Source organism: Terrabacter sp. RAF57, assembly GCF_052113925.1.
Lineage (GTDB): Bacteria > Actinomycetota > Actinomycetes > Actinomycetales > Dermatophilaceae > Terrabacter.
Map to the genome: position 1 here is coordinate 21922 of NZ_JBFRDT010000019.1, position 18516 is coordinate 40437.

Genomic DNA, 18516 nt, shown 5'->3' on the forward strand with positions numbered 1-18516 from the left:
CAGCCGTGCGCATCTTCGACCCCCACATCCACATGACGTCCCGGACCACCGACGACTACCAGCGCATGCACGCCGCCGGTGTCCGCGCCGTCGTCGAGCCCTCGTTCTGGCTCGGGCAGCCGCGCACGAACGTCGGCTCCTTCTGCGACTACTTCGACGCGCTCCTCGGGTGGGAGCCGTTCCGCGCGTCGCAGTACGGCATCGCGCACCACGCGACGATCGGCCTCAACCCCAAGGAGGCCAATGACGCCCGCTGCCGGGAGGTGCTCGACGTCCTGCCGCGCTACCTCGCCAAGGACCGCGTCGTGGCGGTCGGCGAGCTCGGCTACGACTCGATGACACCGGAGGAGGACGACGTCTTCGCCGTCCAGCTCGGGCTCGCCGCCGAGCACGAGCTGCCGGCGCTCGTGCACACGCCGCACCGCGACAAGCTGGCCGGCACCCGACGCACGCTCGACGTCGTGCGCGAGTCGGCGCTCGAGCCCGGGGCCGTCCTCGTCGACCACCTCAACGAGATGACGGTCGGGGTCGTGGCCGAGTCCGGTTGCTGGATGGGCTTCTCCGTCTACCCGGACACGAAGATGGACGAGCACCGCATGGTCGAGATCCTTCGCCGCTACGGCCTCGACCGGATGATCGTCAACTCGGCCGCGGACTGGGGAAACAGCGACCCGCTCAAGACCCGACGCGTCGCCGAGACGATGCTCGCCGCGGGCTACACGGCCGACGACGTCGACCGGGTGCTGTGGCGCAACCCCGTCGAGTTCTACGGCCAGAGCGGTCGCCTCGAGCTGCCCGAGACGGATGCGCCCGTCGAGACCGAGCCGGGCGACCTCGTCGGGGCTGGTGCGACGTTCCTGGGCAACTCCGTGCTCCGCGGCGCGAGGGAGTGAGCCGTGCGCCTGCTCCACGCCGACGGCCAGACCGTCCACGTCGCGTACTGCACCAACGTCCATCCGGGTGAGGACCTCGACACGATCATCGGGCAGCTCGACCGCTTCGCCCTGCCCGTGCGCCACCACCTCGGCGCAGACCTCCTCGGGCTCGGCCTGTGGCTCAGCGCGCCGGTCGCGCGCGGGCTCGCCGACGACCCGCGCCAGACCGACCTGCTCCGTGCAGCCCTCGACGAGCGAGGTCTCGAGGTCGTCACCCTCAACGGCTTCCCCTACCGCGGTTTCCAGGACGAGGTCGTCAAGCACCGCGTCTACCACCCCGACTGGACCGAGCCGGCCCGCCTCGCCTACACGACCGACCTCACCGAGGTGCTCGCCCGCCTGCTGCCCGACGACGCCGCACGGGGCAGCATCTCGACGCTTCCCCTCGGGTGGCGGCACCCGTGGTTCGGCGACCGGCAGGTCCTTGCCGACGAGCAGCTCGACCGGCTCGCCGACCACCTCCACGCGCTGCGCGACCGCACCGGCCGCGAGGTCCGCGTCGGCCTCGAGCCCGAGCCGGGTTGCGTCATCGAGACGACGACCGAGCTCGTCGACCGGATGGCGGGCTGGGACGAGGAGGTGCTCGGGGTCTGCCTCGACCTCTGCCACCTCGCGGTCGGCTTCGAGGACGCGGCCGTCGCCGTGCCTCGGCTCGCCGCCGCCGGCCGTCGCGTCGTCAAGGCTCAGGTCTCCGCTGCGCTGCACGTCGAGCACCCCGCAGACGACGCCACCCGCAGCGCCCTCGCCGCCTTCGACGAGGACCGCTTCCTGCACCAGACCCGCTCGCCGGGCCAGCTGGGCGAGGGCCACCAGCTGCGGGCCCGGGACGACCTCGGCGACGCACTCGGCGGCCCGCGCCCCCTCGACCCGTGCCCGGGTGGCACCGAGCGTCCGTGGCGGGTCCACTTCCACGTGCCGCTCGACCACGCCCCCGAGCCGCCGCTCTCCGCGACGACCGGCGACCTCCGGCACTCGCTCGACGTCCTCGTCGGCGGTGACACGGCCCTGACGGACCACCTCGAGGTGGAGACCTACACGTGGACCGTCGTGCCCGAGGCGGTGCGCCCGACCGACGACGCGGCCCTCGCCGTGAGCATCGCCGGCGAGCTCGCTTGGCTGCGCGACACCCTCATCGACCTCGGCCTCAAGGAGTCCGCATGACCACCCCGAGCGCCCCGACCACACAGCCCGCGAAGGTCCTGCTCCTCGACGTCGTCGGCCTGACGCCGCGCGCCCTCGCGGACATGCCACGCCTCTCCCGGCTCGCCGGCTCCGGCTGGCAGTCGTCGCTCGGGACCGTGCTGCCCGCCGTCACGTGCTCGGTGCAGTCGACGATGCTCACCGGTCGGCCCGTCGCCGACCACGGGGCCGTCGGCAACGGCTGGTACTTCCGCGACCTCGGCGAGGTCTTCCTCTGGCGCCAGCACCACGCCCTCGTCGAGGGCGAGAAGGTCTGGGACGCCCTGCGCCGCGCGCACCCCGGGGCGCGGGTCGCCAACGTCTGCTGGTGGTACGCCATGGGCATGGACGTCGACTCGATCGTCACGCCGCGCCCGGTCTACCACGCCGACGGTCGCAAGTCGCCCGACTGCTACACGCGACCGGCGGCCCTCCACGACCGGCTCACCGCCCGGCTCGGCGCCTTCCCGCTCTTCCACTACTGGGGCCCCACCGCGTCGATCGCCTCGTCCCGCTGGATCATCGAGGCGACCCGCCTCCTGCTGCCCGAGCACGACCTGACGCTCTCCTACGTGCCGCACCTCGACTACGACCTCCAGCGCCTCGGCCCGGAGTCCCCCGAGGCCCGCGCCGCGGCGCGCGAGCTCGACGCCGCCCTGACGCCGCTCCTCGACGACGCCGAACGCCTCGGCGTCAGCGTGGTGGTCGTCAGCGAGTACGGCATCACCGCCGTCGACCAGCCCGTCGACGTCAACCGGGTGCTGCGCCGGGCCGGCCTGCTCGAGGTCCACACCCAGGCCGGGATGGAGTACCTCGACCCGTGGGCATCGGCGTCCTTCGCCGTCGCCGACCACCAGGTCGCCCACGTCTACGTCAAGGACGCCGACCGGCTCGAGGAGGTGCGCGCGCTGCTCGAGGCGACCCCCGGCGTCGACCAGGTGCTCGACCGGGCCGGCCAGGCGGCATACGGCCTCGACCACGAGCGCAGCGGCGACCTCGTCCTCGTCGCCGAGCCACGCGCCTGGTTCACCTACTACTACTGGCTCGACGACGAGCGCGCACCCGACTTCGCCCGCGGCGTCGAGATCCACCGCAAGCCCGGCTACGACCCCGCCGAGCTGTTCTTCGACCCCGCCGACCGCTCCGCCAAGGCACGGGCCGGGCTCGGTCTCGTGCGCAAGAAGCTCGGGCTGCGGTATGCCATGACGGTCRTCCCGCTCGACCCGCGGTGGGTGCGCGGCAGCCACGGGCGACTGCCTGCGGACCCGGTGGACGGACCCGTCGTCATCACCTCCGACGCGGGCCTGCGCCGTGAGACGGTGGCGGCAGCCGACGTGCACGACCTCGTCCTCGAGGCCGCCGGCCTCCCGGTCGTCGCCGCGACCCACCACTGACCCACCACTGACCCACCACTGACCCAGCTCGTCACAGCAGCAAGGAGATCCACGATGGCTCGACCGATCACGCTCTTCACCGGACAGTGGGCCGACCTACCCTTCGAGGAGGTGTGCCGCCTCGCGGGGGAGTGGGGCTACGACGGTCTCGAGATCGCCTGCTGGGGCGACCACTTCGAGGTCGACCGGGCCCTCTCCGAGGACGGCTACATCGAGTCACGTCGCGAGATCCTCGAGCGGCACGGCCTGAAGGTCTGGGCCATCTCGAACCACCTCGTCGGCCAGGCCGTCTGCGACGACCCCATCGACCAGCGGCACCAGGACATCCTGCCGTCGGCCGTCTGGGGCGACGGCGATCCCGAGGGTGTGCGGCAGCGAGCGGCCGAGCGGATGGCCGACACCGCCCGCGCCGCGGCACGGCTCGGCGTCGACACCGTCATCGGCTTCACGGGGTCGGCGATCTGGAAGTACGTCGCGATGTTCCCGCCCGTGGGTGACGACGTCATCCAGGCGGGCTATGCCGACTTCGCCCGCCGCTGGAACCCGATCCTCGACGTCTTCGACGAGGTGGGCGTGAAGTTCGCCCACGAGGTGCACCCGAGCGAGATCGCCTACGACTACTGGAGCACCGTCGCGACGCTCGAGGCGATCGGGCACCGCGAGGCGTTCGGCCTCAACTGGGACCCGAGCCACATGGTGTGGCAGGACCTCGACCCGGCCGGCTTCATCTGGGACTTCAAGGACCGGATCTACCACGTCGACTGCAAGGACACCCGCAAGCGGATCGGCAACGGCCGCAACGGTCGTCTCGGCTCGCACCTGCCGTGGGGCGACCCGCGCCGCGGCTGGGACTTCGTGTCGACGGGTCACGGCGACGTGCCGTGGGAGGACTGCTTCCGCACGCTCAACGCGATCGGCTACGACGGCCCGATCTCGATCGAGTGGGAGGACGCCGGCATGGACCGTCTCGTCGGTGCGCCCGGGGCACTCGAGTACGTCCGGGGCCTCAACTTCGAGCGCCCGACCGCCTCCTTCGACGCGGCCTTCAGCAGCTCGAAGGACTGACGCCCGCGGCCCCGGCGGGTCTACCGTCGGGGCATGGGACTCGTCCAGATCGCCCAGCACGCCGACGACCTCGGCCGGGCCACCGCCTTCTACCGCGACCTGCTCGGGTCCGAGCCGCTCGCGACGTTCGACCCTCCGGGGCTCGTCTTCTTCGACGTCGGCGGTGTGCGACTGCTCCTCGACCAGGGCGCGCCGAGCGCCCTGCACTACCTGCGGGTCGACGACATCGACGCCACGGTCGAGCGTCTGCGGGTGGCCGGCGTCGAGGTGCGCGGCGAGCCGCACGTCATCTTCGGCCACGACGACGACACCCTCGGGCCGGCCGGCACCGACGAGTGGATGGCGTTCGTCGTCGACTCCGAGGGCAACCTCGTCGGACTCGTCGAGCAGCGACCGCGCGGCTGACCGACGCGTGACCGGGCGATCTGTCGATTCCGGGTGACCCCTTTCGTGTAGGTGGTGCAGGGTGCACACCGGGTGCACCACCGACCAGCCGGCAGCGCCGGCAGGAGGAGATCATCGTGAAGACCTACCTCATCAGCCTCTTCTCGCCCGACGGGCCGCCGCCGGAGGACCTCGACCTCACGACGGTCATGGCCGACCTCGAGGTCGTCAACGCCGACATCCGCGCGGCCGGGGGTTGGGTGTTCGCCGGCGGCCTCGCCGACCAGGCCAGCGCCACGACGATCCGCCGACCGCGCGACGGGGTGGCCGACGCCGTCCTCACCGACGGCCCGTTCGCCGAGGCGAAGGAGCACCTGGGCGGCCTGACGATCCTGCGCTCCGACGACTACGACGTCGTCCTCGGCTGGGCCGAGCGGATCGCCGGAGCCACGGGCCTGCCCGTCGAGGTCCGCCCGTTCCAGGGCGACGGCGACCCCGGCCAGGCGCCGACCGACCAGTGACGGCCCGCACGTCATGACGGTCTCGGGCGCGGACATCGCGCGGGTCTTCCGCGCCGAGCACGGCCGTGCGGTGTCCGTGCTCATCCGCGCGCTCGGTGACATCGACCTCGCCGAGGACGCCGTCCAGGACGCGTTCACCGTGGCCGTGGAGCGCTGGCCCCGCGACGGTATGCCGCCGAGTCCCGCCGGCTGGATCATCACGACCGCGCGGCGCCGGGCCATCGACCGGCTGCGCCGGGAGGCGACGCGGGAGGCCCGCCACACGGAGGCGCTCGCCCTGCACGCCGCCGACGAGAACACCGCTGCGACGCAGGAGGGACCCGTGAAGGACGAACGACTGCGCCTCGTCTTCACCTGCTGCCACCCCGCCCTCTCGCGGGAGGCCCAGATCGCGCTGACGCTCCGGCTGCTGGGCGGCCTGACGACACCCGAGATCGCGCACGCCTTCCTCGTGCCGGAGTCGACGATGGCCCAGCGGATCGTCCGGGCCAAGAGCAAGATCCGCTCGGCCGGCATCCCTTACCGGGTGCCGCGCGACGAGGACCTGCCCGCCCGGCTCGCCTCGGTCCTCGCCGTGCTCTACCTCGTCTTCACCGAGGGTCACACGGCCACCGCCGGCGCCGACCTCGGGCGACCGGACCTCGCCGCCGAGGCGATCCGGCTGGCCCGGGTGCTCGTCGAGCTGATGCCCGACGAGCCGGAGGCCGCGGGCCTGCTGGCCCTCATGCTGCTGACCGAGGCCCGGCGCCCGGCGCGCACGGATGCCGCGGGCGAGCTCGTCGTCCTGGCGGAGCAGGACCGCTCCCTCTGGGACCGCGCGCTCGTCGACGAGGGCCAGGCGCTGGTGCACCGGTGCCTGCGGCGCGGCGCCCCCGGCCCGTACCAGCTCCAGGCCGCGATCAACGCCGTGCACACGGATGCCCGGACCGCGGCGGAGACCGACTGGTCCCAGGTCGTCGCGCTCTACGACCACCTGCTGCGCCTCGCGCCGACCGACGTCGTGCGGCTCAACCGGGCCGTCGCCGTCGCCGAGCTCGACGGTCCACAGGCCGCGCTCGCCCTGCTCGACCGTCTGGACCTCGACGGCTACGTCGCCTTCCACGTCGTGCGGGCCGAGCTGCTCGGTCGTCTCGCGCGGTGGCCGGAGTCGGCCACCGAGTGGGACCGGGCCGCCGGGCTCAGCGACAACGGGCCCGAGTCGCGCCACCTGCTGGCCCGTGCCGCCAGAGCTGCCGGAGCTGCGGCGCGGACAGATGACCGGCGGTAACCTGCGGTCATGACGACCCCGCCGTCCACCGCTCCGACCGACATCGCCTCCCCGTGGGGAGGGGTCGGCCGCACCATCGACCTGGACGGCCCCGTCCACTGGGTCGACTTCGGCGGCCCCGACGAGGATCCGGAGGTGCCCGAGGCGCCGCCGGTCGTCCTCGTCCACGGTCTGGGCGGTTCGCACCTCAACTGGGTCGGCATCGCACCGGCGCTCGCCGCACGTCGCCGGGTCGTCGCGATCGACCTGCCGGGCTTCGGGCTGAGCCCGGCCCTCGGTCGTGCGACGAGCGTCAACCACAACGCGGCCCTGCTCAGCCGCTTCGTCCACGAGGTGCTCGGCCGCCCCGTCGTCCTCGTCGGCAACTCGATGGGCGGCATGGTGAGCCTGCTGCTCGCCGACCGTCGCCCCGAGCAGGTCGTGGGTCTCGCGCTCGTCGACCCTGCGCTGCCCAACCCCGGTGCGCGGCCCGACCCCCAGGTCGCCGCCACCTTCGCGATGTACGCCGTGCCGCGCGTCGGTGAGCTCGTGCTGACCCGCTACAACAAGAGCGTCTCGGACCGGCAGCGCGTGCTCGGCACCGTGGCGCTGTGCTTCGCCGACCCGTCCCGCGCCGACGTCGACGTCGTCGAGGCGGGCGTGGAGCTCGCCGCCTGGCGCCGGTCTCTCCCGGACCCCGAGGCCGAGTTCCTCGGCGCGGCGCGGTCGCTGCTGCGGGTGCTCCGTGGTCGGCGTGAGTACGACCGCATCATGCGCGACCTCGACCGGCCCGTGCTGCTCATCCACGGCACCCGGGACCGCCTCGTGCCGGTCTCGGCCGCCCGCCGCGCCGCGCGGCTCAATCCGGCCTGGCGCACGGCCTGGCTCGACGGGATGGGCCACACGCCTCAGCTCGAGGCGCCCGATGACGTGCTCGAGCACCTCGAGCCCTGGCTCGACTCCCTCGTCTGAAGGACCCGCCGGCGTCAGGCGACGCCGTGGGTGACGCGTGAGGCCAGCTCGGTGCCCCACTCGCGGGCGCGGTCGAGCTCGCCCGCCTCGATCGGTCCGGCGGTGCCCTGGACCCAGAAGGTCTCGCCGCGCTCGGCGCGACCGAATCCGTGGTGCCGCAAGGACTTCGCCGCGGCGCTCGCGGCCGACCCCGGCAGCATCTTGACGTGCACGCGCGTGTCGAAGGTCACGACGGGGAGCTCGGGCCGCGGTGTCACGGACTCGATCCACTCGCGGACGCCCTCGTGTGCAGCGGTGCCACCCTTCGTCGTCGCGTCATCGCGCGTCTTCGGTCGGGTCATGCCGAGGGCGTGTGTGGGTCCGCCCACGAGCAGCAGGTCGACGTCGTCGGGGATGACGGTCGGGGCGTCGTCGACGTGGACGAGCCGGACGTCGCCGTCCTCCACCGGTCTGCCACGGCGCAGCCCGTCGGCGATGGCCGAGGCGACCTCGCGGGTGTTGCCGAACATGGACTCGTGGACGATGAGGACGTTCATCATGGATCCCTTCCGCCATCCACGCTACGCGCGGCGTGCGTGGGCGCGACTGAATCGTGACGCACGAGACGTGCCGCGACACAATGGGATTCGCGCGGCCACCACCGGGTCGCCAGCCGACGACGAGGAGAGTCACCGTGGACGCCAAGGACTGGGACGAGCGATATGCCGCCCACGACCTCGTGTGGTCGGCCGAGCCGAACCGCTTCGTCGCCGAGATCATCGGCCCGCTGACGCCGGGTCACGCGGTCGACCTCGCCGCGGGCGAGGGGCGCAACGCGATCTGGATGGTCGAGCAGGGCTGGGTCGTCACGGCGTCGGACTACTCGCCGGTGGCCGTGGAGCGGATGCGGTCGCTCGCGGCCGACCGTCTCGGTGACGACCTCGGCCGGCTGACCGCGGTCGTCGCCGACGCGACGCAGTCGACGCCCGGCGGCCCGGCCGCCTACGACCTCGCGTTGCTCTGCTACCTCCAGCTGCCGGCCGACCAGTGGCGGCAGGCGCTGCGCTCGGCCGTCGAGGCGGTTCGCCCGGGCGGCCTGGTCGTCGTCGTCGGCCACGCCGGTCGCAACCTCGCCGAGGGCTGGGGCGGCCCGAGCGACCGGGCCGTGCTCTACGACCCCGAGGAGGTGCTCGACCGGGCCGAGGGGCTCCCCGTCGCGGCCCTGCAGTCGGGCATCCGGGAGCGTCCGGTCGCGACCGACGACGGTGAGCGCGTCGCGCTCGACACCGTGGTCGTGCTGCACCGCGAGGGCTGAGCGCCCCGATCTAGCGCTTGCCGTACTTCCGGTGGACGGCCTGTCGGCTGACGCCGAGCTGCTCGGCGATCTCGGCCCAGGCCAGGCCCTGGTTGCGGGCGCGCCGGACCACGGCGGCCTCGGTGCGGTCGGCGGTGCGCCGCAGCTCGCGCGCCGCGGCGAGGGCGGCGCGCGGGTCGTCGTCACCGGTGGCCCGAGCCAGCTGGAGCATGTCGTCGACCTCCTTCGTCATCGCGGTCACCTCCCGTGCCGTGTCAACTTCTGTTGACAGGGTAGGCCGCGTGGCCGGGTCCGTCAACCAACGTTGACGGGGGGCCCGCCTGCGCAGGAGTGGCCCGACCGGTGCGCGCCCAGCAGGATGGCGGCATGGCACTCGAGCTCTCGCACACGACCGTCAACGCCCTCGACGCGCACGCGCAGTCCGTCTGGTGGGCCGACCTCCTCGGCTACCACGAGGACCCCGCCGACCCCAACGAGCCGGGGCACGAGGAGTGCATGATCTTCTCGCCCGACGGGTCGCACCGGCTGCTCTTCATCGAGGTGGAGGACGCCAAGCAGGTGCGCAACCGCGTCCACCTCGACCTGCGCCCCACCGACCGACCGCGTGACGAGGAGGTCGAGCGCGTCACGGGGCTGGGGGCGACCGTCGTGCAGGACTGCCGCACGGACGACGGTCGTGGCTGGGTCGTCATGGCCGACCTCGAGGGCAACGAGTTCTGCATCCTGCGCAGCGACGACGAGCGGCGCGCGGCCGGGGACCTCTGAGCATGACCGTCACCCGCTCGATCCTGCTCTTCGTGCTCGCCGCTCTCGCCGAGATCGGCGGCGCCTGGCTCATCTGGCAGGGGGTGCGGGAGCACCGGGGCTGGATCTGGGCCGGCGCGGGAGTCGTCGCTCTCGGCCTCTACGGCTTCGTCGCCACGCTCCAGCCCGACGCGAACTTCGGGCGCATCCTCGCCGCCTACGGTGGCGTCTTCGTCGTCGGCTCGCTCGTGTGGGGCATGGTCGCCGACGGCTTCCGACCCGACCGGTGGGACGTCGCCGGCGCCCTCGTGTGCCTCGTCGGCGTCGCGCTCATCATGTACGCACCCCGTTCGGGCTGAGCGGTGCCTCTCGGACGCTCGCGACGGCATACGGCCGGGGGTATCATGGGGCGTTCCCGCAACGACCCCAGGAGGATGCCGTGGAGCTCGACCTCGACGAGATGCAGTCGGTCATCCGTCGCCTCAACCGCGCCCGCGGTCAGATCGGCGGCATCGTCAAGATGATCGAGGAGGGGCGCGACTGCAAGGACATCGTCACCCAGCTCGCCGCCGTCTCCAAGGCGCTCGACCGGGCCGGCTTCGCCGTCATCGCCACCGGCCTGCGCGAGTGCATCACCAACCCGGACGGCGAGACGATGGACGTCGCCCAGATGGAGAAGCTCTTCCTCTCCCTGGCCTGAGGTCAGTGGGCCAGCACCGGCTCGCGGAGGCCCGTGCCGGCGAGCCAGGTGCGGTAGCCGCCGTCGAGGTTGCGCACCTCGCGACCGGCGTGCGCGAGCACCCGGGCCGCGGTGTGGCCGCGCTGGCCGACGGCGCAGTGCACGACGACCGGGCCGGGCGGGATCTCGTCGAGGCGTCCGCGGAGCTCGTCGACCGGGATGAGGACCGCGCCCGGGATGGCCCCGGACTCGTGCTCCTCGGGGGTGCGCACGTCGACGAGGACCGCGCCGTCCGCCACGGCATCCGCCAGCTCGTGCCACTGGACCGAGCGGCTGACGCCCGTGCGGAGGTTGTCGGCGATGTAGCCGAGCATGTTGACGGGGTCCTTGGCCGAGGCGAACTGAGGGGCGTAGGCCAGCTCGAGGTCGGCGAGGGCTGAGGCCGTCAGGCCGCCGGTCATGGCGGTCGCGATGACGTCGATGCGCTTGTCGACGCCATCGCGGCCGACGCCCTGCGCGCCGAGGATCGCGTCGGTGTCGCGGTCGACGAGGAGCTTGAGGCTCATCCCCTCGGCGCCGGGGTAGTACGTCGCGTGCGACGCCGGGTGCGTGTGGACGACACGGTGCGGGCGCCCGGCGGCGACGAGGCGCTTCTCGCTCCAACCGGTCGTCGCGACCTGCAGGCCGAAGACGCCGACGATCGCGGTGCCGAGCACGGGCCGGTCGTGGGCCGGGAGGCCGGCCATGACGTCGGCGGCCATGCGGCCCTGGCGGTTCGCGGTGTTGGCGAGCGGCACGAGGACCTGCCCTCCGTCGACGGCGTCGCGCTTCTCGACGGCGTCACCGACGGCGAGGATCCGCGGGTCGCTCGTGCGGAACCCGCTGTCGACGAGGATGCCGCCGAGACGGCCCGTCTCGAGTCCGGCGTCGTCGGCCAGGCGCGTGTCGGGCCGGACGCCCACGGCCGAGACGACGAGGTCGGCGGGGACGTGCTCCCCGGTCGCGAGCGTCACCGTGTCGGGTCCGACGGCCGTGACGGATGCACCGAGCCGCACGACCACGCCGGAGGCGCGGAGGTGGTCGTGGACGGGGGCGACCATCTCGGGGTCGAGTGGCGTCATGACCTGGTCGGCGGTTTCGACGACCGTGACGGCGATGCCGCGGCGGGTGAGGTTCTCGGCGAGCTCCAGCCCGATGAATCCGCCGCCGATGATCGCGGCGGTGCGGGCCGGAGTGCTCGCCGCGACGAGGGCGTCGGTGTCCTCGATGTCGCGCAGCGAGAGGGCGCGCTCGATGCCCGGGATCGGCGGCCGGACCGGCCGCGCACCGGGGGAGAGGAGTACGTCGTCGTAGGGCAGCTCGGACACGGTCTCGGTGGCGAGCTCGCGCACGACGACGACCCGGCGCTCGCGGTCGATCTGCACGGCCTCGGTGCCGACGCGCACGTCGAGCCCGAAGCGGCGCCCGAGGGACGCCGGCGTCTGGAGCAGCAGGGACCCGCGGTCCTCGATGACTCCGCCGACGTGGTACGGCAGTCCGYAGTTGGCGAAGGACACGTGCCCGCTGCGCTCGATGACGGTGATGTGGGCGTCCTCGTCGAGCCGGCGCAGGCGCGTGGCGGCACTCATGCCGCCCGCGACGCCGCCGATGATGATGTGTTCCATGCCCGTGATGATACCCCAGGGGGTATCTGATCTCGAATCGTGGGCTGCTGGACTCTGGACGAACCGGGCACTGCGGCGCGACCATGGAGGGCACGGAGGTCGCGCCATGAACGTCCAGCCGAATGCCGCCATCCCGCCCCTCGCCCCGGCGGGCCAGCTCGATGCGCAGGGTTTCGATCGTGGCCGGGTCGAGACCGCCGCCGACCTCGCCGTCCATCTCGAACGAGTGCGTCGACACCGGTCCGAGCTGCGTGACTCCGTCGCCGCCGTCGACCTCGCGCTCGAGGCGCCGATCGCCCGCGGCGGGATGTGGCGCGAGCGGGTGCGAGCGGCTCTCGCCGAGCTGGCGCACGACTTCGACGACCACGTCGCGCTGACCGAGAGCCCGGGCGGCATCTACGACCGGGCCCGGCGCAGCGCGCCGCGGCTCTCGGTCCGCGTCGAGCGGCTCCTCGAGGAGCACCGCGACCTGCGCGAGGCCCTGCACGGCTACCTCGCGGTGCTCGAGCACGGCGGCACGATGGCCGACCTGCCCGTCTTCCGGGAGGAGCTGACGGTCCTCGTCGGCCGGCTCGTGCGCCACCGTCAGAAGGGCGGTGACCTCGTCTACGAGGCCTACGACGTCGACCTCGGTGGTTCGGGCTAGGGCTGTCGGTCAGGCGCTGGGCTCGAACCGCGGACGCAGCGTGAAGCCCGACACCCCCTCGGTGCTCGTGCGCGAGGCCAGCACCTGGTGCAGCTGGATCTCGTTGCGTTCGAAGGCCAGCCGCGACCCCGCGAGGTAGAGGCCCCAGACCCGAGCGGTGCCGAGACCGGCGAGCTCGACGCAGTCCTCCCAGCTCTTCGCGAGGTTGGCGTTCCACGCCGCGCACGTGCGGGCGTAGTGCTCGCGGAGGTTCTCGTGGTGGCGCACCTCGAAGCCCTCGTCCTCCATGACCCGCACGATGTCGCCGCTGCCGGTCAGCTCGCCGTCGGGGAAGACGTAGCGGTTGATGAAGCCGCGGGGCGGCAGTCCCGGGTGCTGGTTGTCGGGGCGGGTGATGCAGTGGTTGAGCAGGCGGCCCTCGTCCCGCAGCCGCTCGCGCAGGAAGCGGAAGTAGGCGGGGTAGTTGCCGACGCCGATGTGCTCGGTCAGCCCGATCGAGCTGATCGCGTCGAAGCCGCGCTCGGAGACGTCCCGGTAGTCGCCGTGCCGGACCTCGGCCCGGTCGGCCAGGCCCTCGGCCTCGATCGCGGCCTGCGCCCACGTCGCCTGCTCGCGCGAGAGCGTCACCCCGAGCGCCGTGACGCCGTAGTGCCGCACCGCGTGGCGCACCATGCCGCCCCAGCCGCACCCGACGTCGAGCAGGCGCATGCCCGGCCGCAGGCCGAGCTTCCGGGCGACGAGGTCGTACTTGTACGCCTGGGCGTCCTCGAGCGAGGCCTCGTCGGTGGGGAAGCACGCGCACGTGTAGGTCATCGAGGGGCCGAGGACCTTCTCGTAGAAGGCGTTCGACACGTCGTAGTGGTGGCTGATGGCTTCGGCGTCGCGTGTCCGGCCGTGCCGCAACCCGTGTGCCAGCCGACGCAGCTGCCCCGGCGTCTCCTCAGGCGGCAGGGTCGGGGCGTGCGGCCGGTGGTGGGCGACGAAGCGCGCCAGCTCCGTCGCCTCGTGCCGCGAGGGGCGGCGCGGGGTGAGCCCGTCGCCGACGACGCGCAGCACGTCGTAGGGGTCGGCCTCGTCGATCCCGTCGATGACGAGGTCACCGAGCAGGTACGCGCGGGCGAGGCCGAGCTCGCCGGGCGCGGTCAGGAGGTGGTTGAGCGCGTCGGGGTTGGTCAGGCGCAGCACGAGCCCGTCGGGGCTGCCGCCCTCCGAGCCGTCCCACGCGACGACCCGCACCGGGGCCTCGGGGCCGAACACCTGGTCGAATGCCTGTCCCACTGTCAAGGTCATCGAGCCTGCACCGCCTTCTCGTAGAGCGTCGGGAACCGTCCCCCCGGGTCGTACCTGCGCTTGACGGGGGCGTATGCCGTGCCGCCGTAGAGGGCGGCGAAGGTCCCCTCGTCGTAGTACGCGTCGGAGTAGAGCGACTTGTGGCCGCCGAGCCGGGTCACCTCGGCCTCGATGCGGCGGTTGACGTCGCCGTCGGCCGCGCCCGGCTCGATGGCGACCGTCGACCAGAAGCCGACGTTGACGTAGCGCTCGTCCCGGCGCATCGGGTAGAGCGGCCACGGCGTCTCGTCGGGGGCCGCGCCCGGAGCCGGGCGCAGCTGGATCGGGCACAGCCAGACCGGTTCGATCGGCACCTCGTGCAGGAACCAGTCGACGAACTCGGCCGTGCGCGCGAGCGGGATCTCGACGTCCTGCACGACACGCTCGCGGTCGGGCAGTCCGCGCAGCCGGTCGAGCCGGCCCATGACGCGGTGCCGGTTCTCGAAGGCGACGATCCGCCAGTAGACGTCGCTGCGCAGCAGGTGGCGCGGCCAGAGCCGGCGGATCGCCGGGACCTGGGCGCCGAATGCCCGGCTGCACCAGAACCAGTCGGTGTCCCAGCGCCAGAGGTAGTCGTGGGCGGTCAGCACGTCGGTGCGTCGCTGCTGGATCGAGCGGTAGAAGACGTGCTCGCCCGTGTAGTCGCTCGGCCGGGCCTGGCCCTCGAGGTGGTCGGTCCAGCGTCCGAGGCAGAGGTAGGCCTCAGTGGCGCCGAAGACGACGCCGTCGACGAAGTCGACCCGGTCGCCGTCCCACGTCTGGGACGACAGGACGACGTCGACCGCGTCGGTGAGGGCCCGCACCGAGTCGAACCGCACGTGCCGCAGGGCGACGTACGGCCGGGCGTGCTCGAGCTCGATGACGAGGTCGAGCGCGTAGCCGAGCGAGCCGTAGGAGTTGGGGAAGGTGTGGAAGAGGTCGGCGTGGTCGCCGTCGGGCGTCGCCGTCACGACCGCGCCGTTCCCGGTGAGGATCCGCATCGCGTGCACCGACTCGTGCGGCAGGCCGTTGCGGAACGACGCCGCCTCGATGCCGAGACCCGTGACGGCCCCGCCGATCGTGATGGTGCGCAGCTGCGGCACGACGAGCGGCACGAAGCCGTGTGGCAGGAGCTCGTCGACGAGCTGTTCGTACGTCGTCAGACCCCCGACGAGCGCGGTCGCCGGACCGCCGTCGACGCCGGGGCGGACCTCGACGACGCCGGACATGGCCGAGAGGTCGAGCCCGGGGGAGTCGGTGGCGCTGCGGTCGCGGAAGAGGTTGGACGTGCGCTTGGCGAGCCGGACGGGCCGGTCGGGCGGCAGGGCGGCATACGCCCTCCCCACCTGTTCGAGTGCACGCTCGTGCTCGCGGACCCGCTGGAGGGGATCGTGCCGATCCGCAGGAGACGTGACCTGAGGGGTTGCCACCATCTCAGTCAAACAGATCCGGATCGGGTGCGCTCGGCATGTGCGACTACTCGCGAGCGAGCATCGCCGCGCCGAGACCGACCATCATGACGCCGCCGGTGGCACCGAGCGTGTCGAGCCGGGCGGGCTTGCGGGCGAACCACTCCCGGGCCCGCGCGGCAAGCAGGGCCCACATGCTGTCGCTGCAGATGGCCATGAGACCGAAGACCCCACCGAGCACGGCCATCTGGACGCCCACGTGGCCCGCGCCGGTGTTGACGAACTGCGGGAGGAACGCGACGAAGAAGAGGATCGTCTTCGGGTTGGTGAGGCCGACGATCGCACCGATGCGTAGGGCGTGTCCGCGCTTCGCCGACACGTGCGCCTCCATGGCCTCCCGGGCGTCGTGGCGGTGGCGGATGGCCTGGACGCCGAGATAGATGACGTAGGCGGCGCCCGCGACCTTGATGACGGTGTACGCGGTGATGCTCGCGGCGACGATCGCGCCGAGGCCGACGGCGACGAAGACGGCCTGCGCCGTGACGCCGACGGCGTTGCCGACGACCGAGAGCAGCGCCTCGCGCCGCCCGACGGTCAGGGCACGACCGATGGTGAAGAGCAGGCTGGGGCCCGGGACCTGGATGAAGAGGATCGACGCGACGAGGAACGCGACCCACTGGCTCGATGACGGCACCGGACCAGTGTGCTCCCGGCGGCCGACAAAGGGCAGGCGGTTTTCGAGGCTCGGACACTAGCGTCGGGGGGATGACGACGCCTGCTCGGACCGAGCGCACCGACCCGCCCCTCGCGGCCGACGAGGCCACCACCCTCGTGGCCTTCCTCGACTACCACCGCGACACCCTCCGTCTGAAGACCGAGGGCCTCACGGCCGAGCAGCTCGCCCAGCCCCTCGCGCCGTCGACCCTGACGCTCGGGGCCCTGCTCAAGCACGTCGCGCTCAACGAGGCGAGCTGGTTCGGCGAGGTGCTGCACGGACGTCCGATGCCCGAGCCGTGGGCGAGCGCGGACTGGGACGCCGACCGCGACTGGGAGATGACGTCGGCGCGCGACGACAGTCCCGAGGAGCTGCGCCGGATCATGGACGAGTCGGTCGAGCAGGCCCGGCGCGACATCGACGCGGCGCTCGCCGCGGGCGGCCTCGAGTTCCGCTCGGCGACGCTGTCGCGCAAGGAGAACCAGACGTTCAGCCTGCGCTGGATCCTGCTGCACATGATCGAGGAGTACGCCCGCCACAACGGCCACGCGGACTTCCTCCGCGAGGCGGTCGACGGCGTCACCGGGGAGTGACGGCCCGCCGGAGGCAGAAGCGACGGAGCGGCTCCGCCGGCATGACCTCGGCGAGGTCGCGGTAGCGCTGCGCCGCGTGCTCGCGTCGCCCCGTGCGCCACTCGAGGTCGGCGAGGGCGAGGCTCGCGTCGCGGCTGGCGTAGGCCGGTGACCCGGCCTCGATCGCGGCCAGCTCGGTCTCCACCTCGGCGACGGACCCACCGGGGTCGACGGCGAGGACGCCCTGGGCCGTGGCGACGAGCCGAGCGACCCGGACGGACGGGGAGGGCCACCGGTGCTCGAGCGCACCGTAGAGCTGGACGATGCGCGTCCAGTCGGTGCGCTCGAACGACGGCGCGCTCGAGTGGACCCCGGCGATCGCCGCCTCGATGGCGAAGCGACCGTCTCCTGCCGCGGCGACCGTCGCGTCGGCGAGCCCGGCCCGGAGCAGGGCGCCGTCCCACCGGCTGCGGTCGACCTCGTCGAGCGCGAGCCCCGTCCCGGTCTCGTCGACGCGGCCGGGGCGACGGGCCAGGCCGAGCCGGATGACGGCTCGCAGGCCGCGTACCTCGGTGTCGTCGGGGTAGGCCGCGACGAGGGCGTCGGCGATGGACAGCGACTGGCGCCCGGTGTCGGCCAGGGCATCGGCAGGGTCGAGGACCGTCCGGTGCGCGACCGTGAACATGCCTGAGACGCAGGCGATGACGACAGGGAGCCGCCGGCCGCGCTCGGTGGCGTCCGGCACGTGGAAGGTGCCCCGGGCTTCGGCGAGGGCCCGCTTGGCGCGCGTGAGCCGGGCTGCGGCCGCGGTGTCCTGCACGCCGAGGTGGCCCGCGATCTCCGGGATCGTCAGGCCGCACACGACGCGCAGGGCCAGGACCATGCGGGACGCGGGCGAGATGGCCTCGTCGCACGCGACGAAGAGCAGGGCGAGGCGGTCGTCGAGCCCCTCGCGTCCGTGCAGGGACAGGTCGTCGGCATCCATGGCGGCGTGGTCCGCCTCGGGACGGGCGAGCTCGGGGGCGAGCCGGCGCAGCGTCGTCCGCCGTCGGGCGTCGTCGAGCCAGGCGCGCCGGGCCACCGAGGTGCACCACGCGGCATACGACTCGATCGGCGCCCCGCCGGCGCGCTCGTGCGCGGCGGCTCGTGCGACGGCCTCGGCGGCATACTCCTCGGCGTCGTCGAGGCTCCCGGTGAAGGAGGCGAGGGCGCGCACGATGCGCGGCCACGCCTCCTCGAACTCACCCGTCCCGAGCGGCACTCACATCCCCGTCGGGAAGACCTTGCGCCACTCGATCCGACTGGTGGTCGGCACGAGGGCGGCGATCCGGCGGGCCGTGTCCTCGTCGTCGGTCTCGACGAGGTAGAAGCCCGTGATGACCTCCGAGGTGTCCGTGAAGGGCCCGTCGGTGTAGACCGCGTCCTCGACGGCGCGGTCTCCGGAGCCGGGAGTCACCGTGCCGCCGTAGCGGGAGTTCTGCAGGGCGGCGCCACCCATGATGCGGGCCCCGAGGTCGGCGACGGCCTGCTGGAAGGCCTTGTGCTCGGGGAACGACGCGTCCATGTCGGACGCCGCAGCGGCGCTGGGGTCCTTGCCGGCGGGGCCGGCGTCGGTCGTGGGCTCGCCACCGAGGTAGGCGTCGGAGTCCCAGTCACCCTCGTGGATCAGGTAGACATATGTGTCGGCCATGGCCGGCTCCTTCTCGAACGGGCGCGCATCCGTGAGATCTGCGCGGGTGGCGACTCTCGCCACATCATCCTGACGAACTCGCCGGATGGGAATCGACAC

The 18516-nt window shown here is 72.9% G+C and carries 22 protein-coding genes; 14 read left to right on the forward strand and 8 right to left on the reverse strand.

Going from position 1 to position 18516, the window contains the following annotated elements; genetic code table 11:
• Positions 1-5: 5 nt before the first annotated feature.
• The 8 genes from AB4Y83_RS18160 to AB4Y83_RS18195 all read left to right on the forward strand — a co-directional run bounded on the left by AB4Y83_RS18160 (position 6) and on the right by AB4Y83_RS18195 (position 7696).
• Entirely contained in the window at positions 6-893 is an 888-nt protein-coding gene (locus AB4Y83_RS18160) for a TatD family hydrolase (protein ID WP_442297732.1), read from the forward strand.
• A 3-nt stretch (positions 894-896) separates the two neighbouring features.
• Positions 897-2096, forward strand: coding sequence for a metabolite traffic protein EboE (gene eboE / locus AB4Y83_RS18165; protein ID WP_442297733.1), 1200 nt, complete (start codon positions 897-899; stop codon positions 2094-2096).
• Complete coding sequence (locus AB4Y83_RS18170) at positions 2093-3508, forward strand: alkaline phosphatase family protein (protein ID WP_442297734.1); 1416 nt, start codon at positions 2093-2095, stop codon at positions 3506-3508. The genes eboE and AB4Y83_RS18170 overlap by 4 nt, the downstream gene beginning before the upstream one ends.
• A 54-nt stretch (positions 3509-3562) precedes the next feature.
• On the forward strand, positions 3563-4573 hold the full coding sequence (locus AB4Y83_RS18175; protein ID WP_442297735.1) for a sugar phosphate isomerase/epimerase family protein: 1011 nt from the start codon (positions 3563-3565) through the stop codon (positions 4571-4573).
• Positions 4574-4606: 33 nt separating this feature from the next.
• The gene (locus AB4Y83_RS18180; RefSeq protein WP_442297736.1) at positions 4607-4978 is read left to right on the forward strand and encodes a VOC family protein; all 372 of its coding nucleotides are present in this window, start codon (positions 4607-4609) and stop codon (positions 4976-4978) included.
• A 116-nt stretch (positions 4979-5094) separates the two neighbouring features.
• The gene (locus AB4Y83_RS18185; RefSeq protein ID WP_056778950.1) at positions 5095-5478 is read left to right on the forward strand and encodes a YciI family protein; all 384 of its coding nucleotides are present in this window, start codon (positions 5095-5097) and stop codon (positions 5476-5478) included.
• A gap of 13 nt (positions 5479-5491) precedes the next feature.
• Entirely contained in the window at positions 5492-6745 is a 1254-nt protein-coding gene (locus AB4Y83_RS18190) for an RNA polymerase sigma factor (RefSeq protein WP_442297737.1), read from the forward strand.
• 9 nt (positions 6746-6754) lie between these two features.
• Positions 6755-7696, forward strand: coding sequence for an alpha/beta fold hydrolase (locus AB4Y83_RS18195; RefSeq protein ID WP_442297738.1), 942 nt, complete (start codon positions 6755-6757; stop codon positions 7694-7696).
• Between the two features lie 14 nt (positions 7697-7710).
• Here the strand turns inward: AB4Y83_RS18195 and AB4Y83_RS18200 are convergent, their stop codons facing one another.
• Positions 7711-8232, reverse strand: coding sequence for a flavodoxin family protein (locus AB4Y83_RS18200; RefSeq protein WP_442297739.1), 522 nt, complete (start codon positions 8230-8232; stop codon positions 7711-7713).
• 137 nt (positions 8233-8369) lie between these two features.
• Here AB4Y83_RS18200 and AB4Y83_RS18205 point away from each other — a divergent pair, with 137 nt between their 5' ends.
• Positions 8370-8990 (forward strand): class I SAM-dependent methyltransferase, encoded by a 621-nt coding sequence (locus AB4Y83_RS18205; protein WP_442276590.1) that lies wholly within the window; start codon positions 8370-8372, stop codon positions 8988-8990.
• 10 nt (positions 8991-9000) lie between these two features.
• Here AB4Y83_RS18205 and AB4Y83_RS18210 read toward each other — a convergent pair whose 3' ends face one another.
• Complete coding sequence (locus tag AB4Y83_RS18210; RefSeq protein ID WP_442276589.1) at positions 9001-9222, reverse strand: hypothetical protein; 222 nt, start codon at positions 9220-9222, stop codon at positions 9001-9003.
• A gap of 134 nt (positions 9223-9356) precedes the next feature.
• Between AB4Y83_RS18210 and AB4Y83_RS18215 the strand changes: the two genes are divergently transcribed.
• The 3 genes from AB4Y83_RS18215 to AB4Y83_RS18225 all read left to right on the forward strand — a co-directional run bounded on the left by AB4Y83_RS18215 (position 9357) and on the right by AB4Y83_RS18225 (position 10434).
• Entirely contained in the window at positions 9357-9755 is a 399-nt protein-coding gene (locus tag AB4Y83_RS18215) for a VOC family protein (RefSeq protein WP_442276588.1), read from the forward strand.
• A 2-nt stretch (positions 9756-9757) separates the two neighbouring features.
• Positions 9758-10093 (forward strand): YnfA family protein, encoded by a 336-nt coding sequence (locus AB4Y83_RS18220; protein ID WP_442276587.1) that lies wholly within the window; start codon positions 9758-9760, stop codon positions 10091-10093.
• A gap of 80 nt (positions 10094-10173) precedes the next feature.
• A complete protein-coding gene (locus tag AB4Y83_RS18225) occupies positions 10174-10434 on the forward strand; it encodes a metal-sensitive transcriptional regulator (protein ID WP_020141925.1) in 261 nt (86 codons plus the stop codon).
• A 2-nt stretch (positions 10435-10436) separates the two neighbouring features.
• Here the strand turns inward: AB4Y83_RS18225 and AB4Y83_RS18230 are convergent, their stop codons facing one another.
• Positions 10437-12077, reverse strand: a complete 1641-nt coding sequence (locus AB4Y83_RS18230; RefSeq protein WP_442297740.1) for an FAD-dependent oxidoreductase — start codon at positions 12075-12077, stop codon at positions 10437-10439.
• A gap of 106 nt (positions 12078-12183) precedes the next feature.
• Between AB4Y83_RS18230 and AB4Y83_RS18235 the strand changes: the two genes are divergently transcribed.
• Positions 12184-12723, forward strand: coding sequence for a hemerythrin domain-containing protein (locus tag AB4Y83_RS18235; RefSeq protein ID WP_056778926.1), 540 nt, complete (start codon positions 12184-12186; stop codon positions 12721-12723).
• A gap of 9 nt (positions 12724-12732) precedes the next feature.
• On the opposite strand, the gene AB4Y83_RS18240 is transcribed toward AB4Y83_RS18235, so the two are convergent.
• From AB4Y83_RS18240 to AB4Y83_RS18250, 3 genes are read right to left on the reverse strand one after another with little or no spacing between them, the layout of a single operon-like run.
• Complete coding sequence (locus tag AB4Y83_RS18240; protein WP_442276585.1) at positions 12733-14013, reverse strand: class I SAM-dependent methyltransferase; 1281 nt, start codon at positions 14011-14013, stop codon at positions 12733-12735.
• On the reverse strand, positions 14010-15461 hold the full coding sequence (locus AB4Y83_RS18245) for an FAD-binding oxidoreductase (protein ID WP_442276584.1): 1452 nt from the start codon (positions 15459-15461) through the stop codon (positions 14010-14012). Before AB4Y83_RS18245 ends, AB4Y83_RS18240 begins: the two co-directional genes overlap by 4 nt.
• A 46-nt stretch (positions 15462-15507) precedes the next feature.
• Positions 15508-16134 carry a LysE family translocator gene (locus tag AB4Y83_RS18250; protein WP_442276583.1) on the reverse strand — a complete coding sequence of 209 codons (627 nt, stop codon included), beginning with the start codon at positions 16132-16134 and terminating at the stop codon, positions 15508-15510.
• 71 nt (positions 16135-16205) lie between these two features.
• On the opposite strand from AB4Y83_RS18250, the gene AB4Y83_RS18255 reads away from it, so the two are divergent.
• Positions 16206-16748 carry a DinB family protein gene (locus AB4Y83_RS18255; RefSeq protein ID WP_056778911.1) on the forward strand — a complete coding sequence of 181 codons (543 nt, stop codon included), beginning with the start codon at positions 16206-16208 and terminating at the stop codon, positions 16746-16748.
• Here the strand turns inward: AB4Y83_RS18255 and AB4Y83_RS18260 are convergent.
• Both AB4Y83_RS18260 and AB4Y83_RS18265 read right to left on the reverse strand, forming a co-directional pair.
• Positions 16735-17988: a DUF6596 domain-containing protein gene (locus AB4Y83_RS18260; protein WP_442297741.1), complete on the reverse strand. Its 1254-nt coding sequence runs from the start codon at positions 17986-17988 to the stop codon at positions 16735-16737. The two genes, AB4Y83_RS18255 and AB4Y83_RS18260, sit on opposite strands and share 14 nt — an antisense overlap.
• The gene (locus AB4Y83_RS18265; RefSeq protein WP_442297742.1) at positions 17989-18417 is read right to left on the reverse strand and encodes a YciI family protein; all 429 of its coding nucleotides are present in this window, start codon (positions 18415-18417) and stop codon (positions 17989-17991) included. It abuts the gene before it with no gap.
• Between the last annotated feature and the right edge of the window lie 99 nt (positions 18418-18516).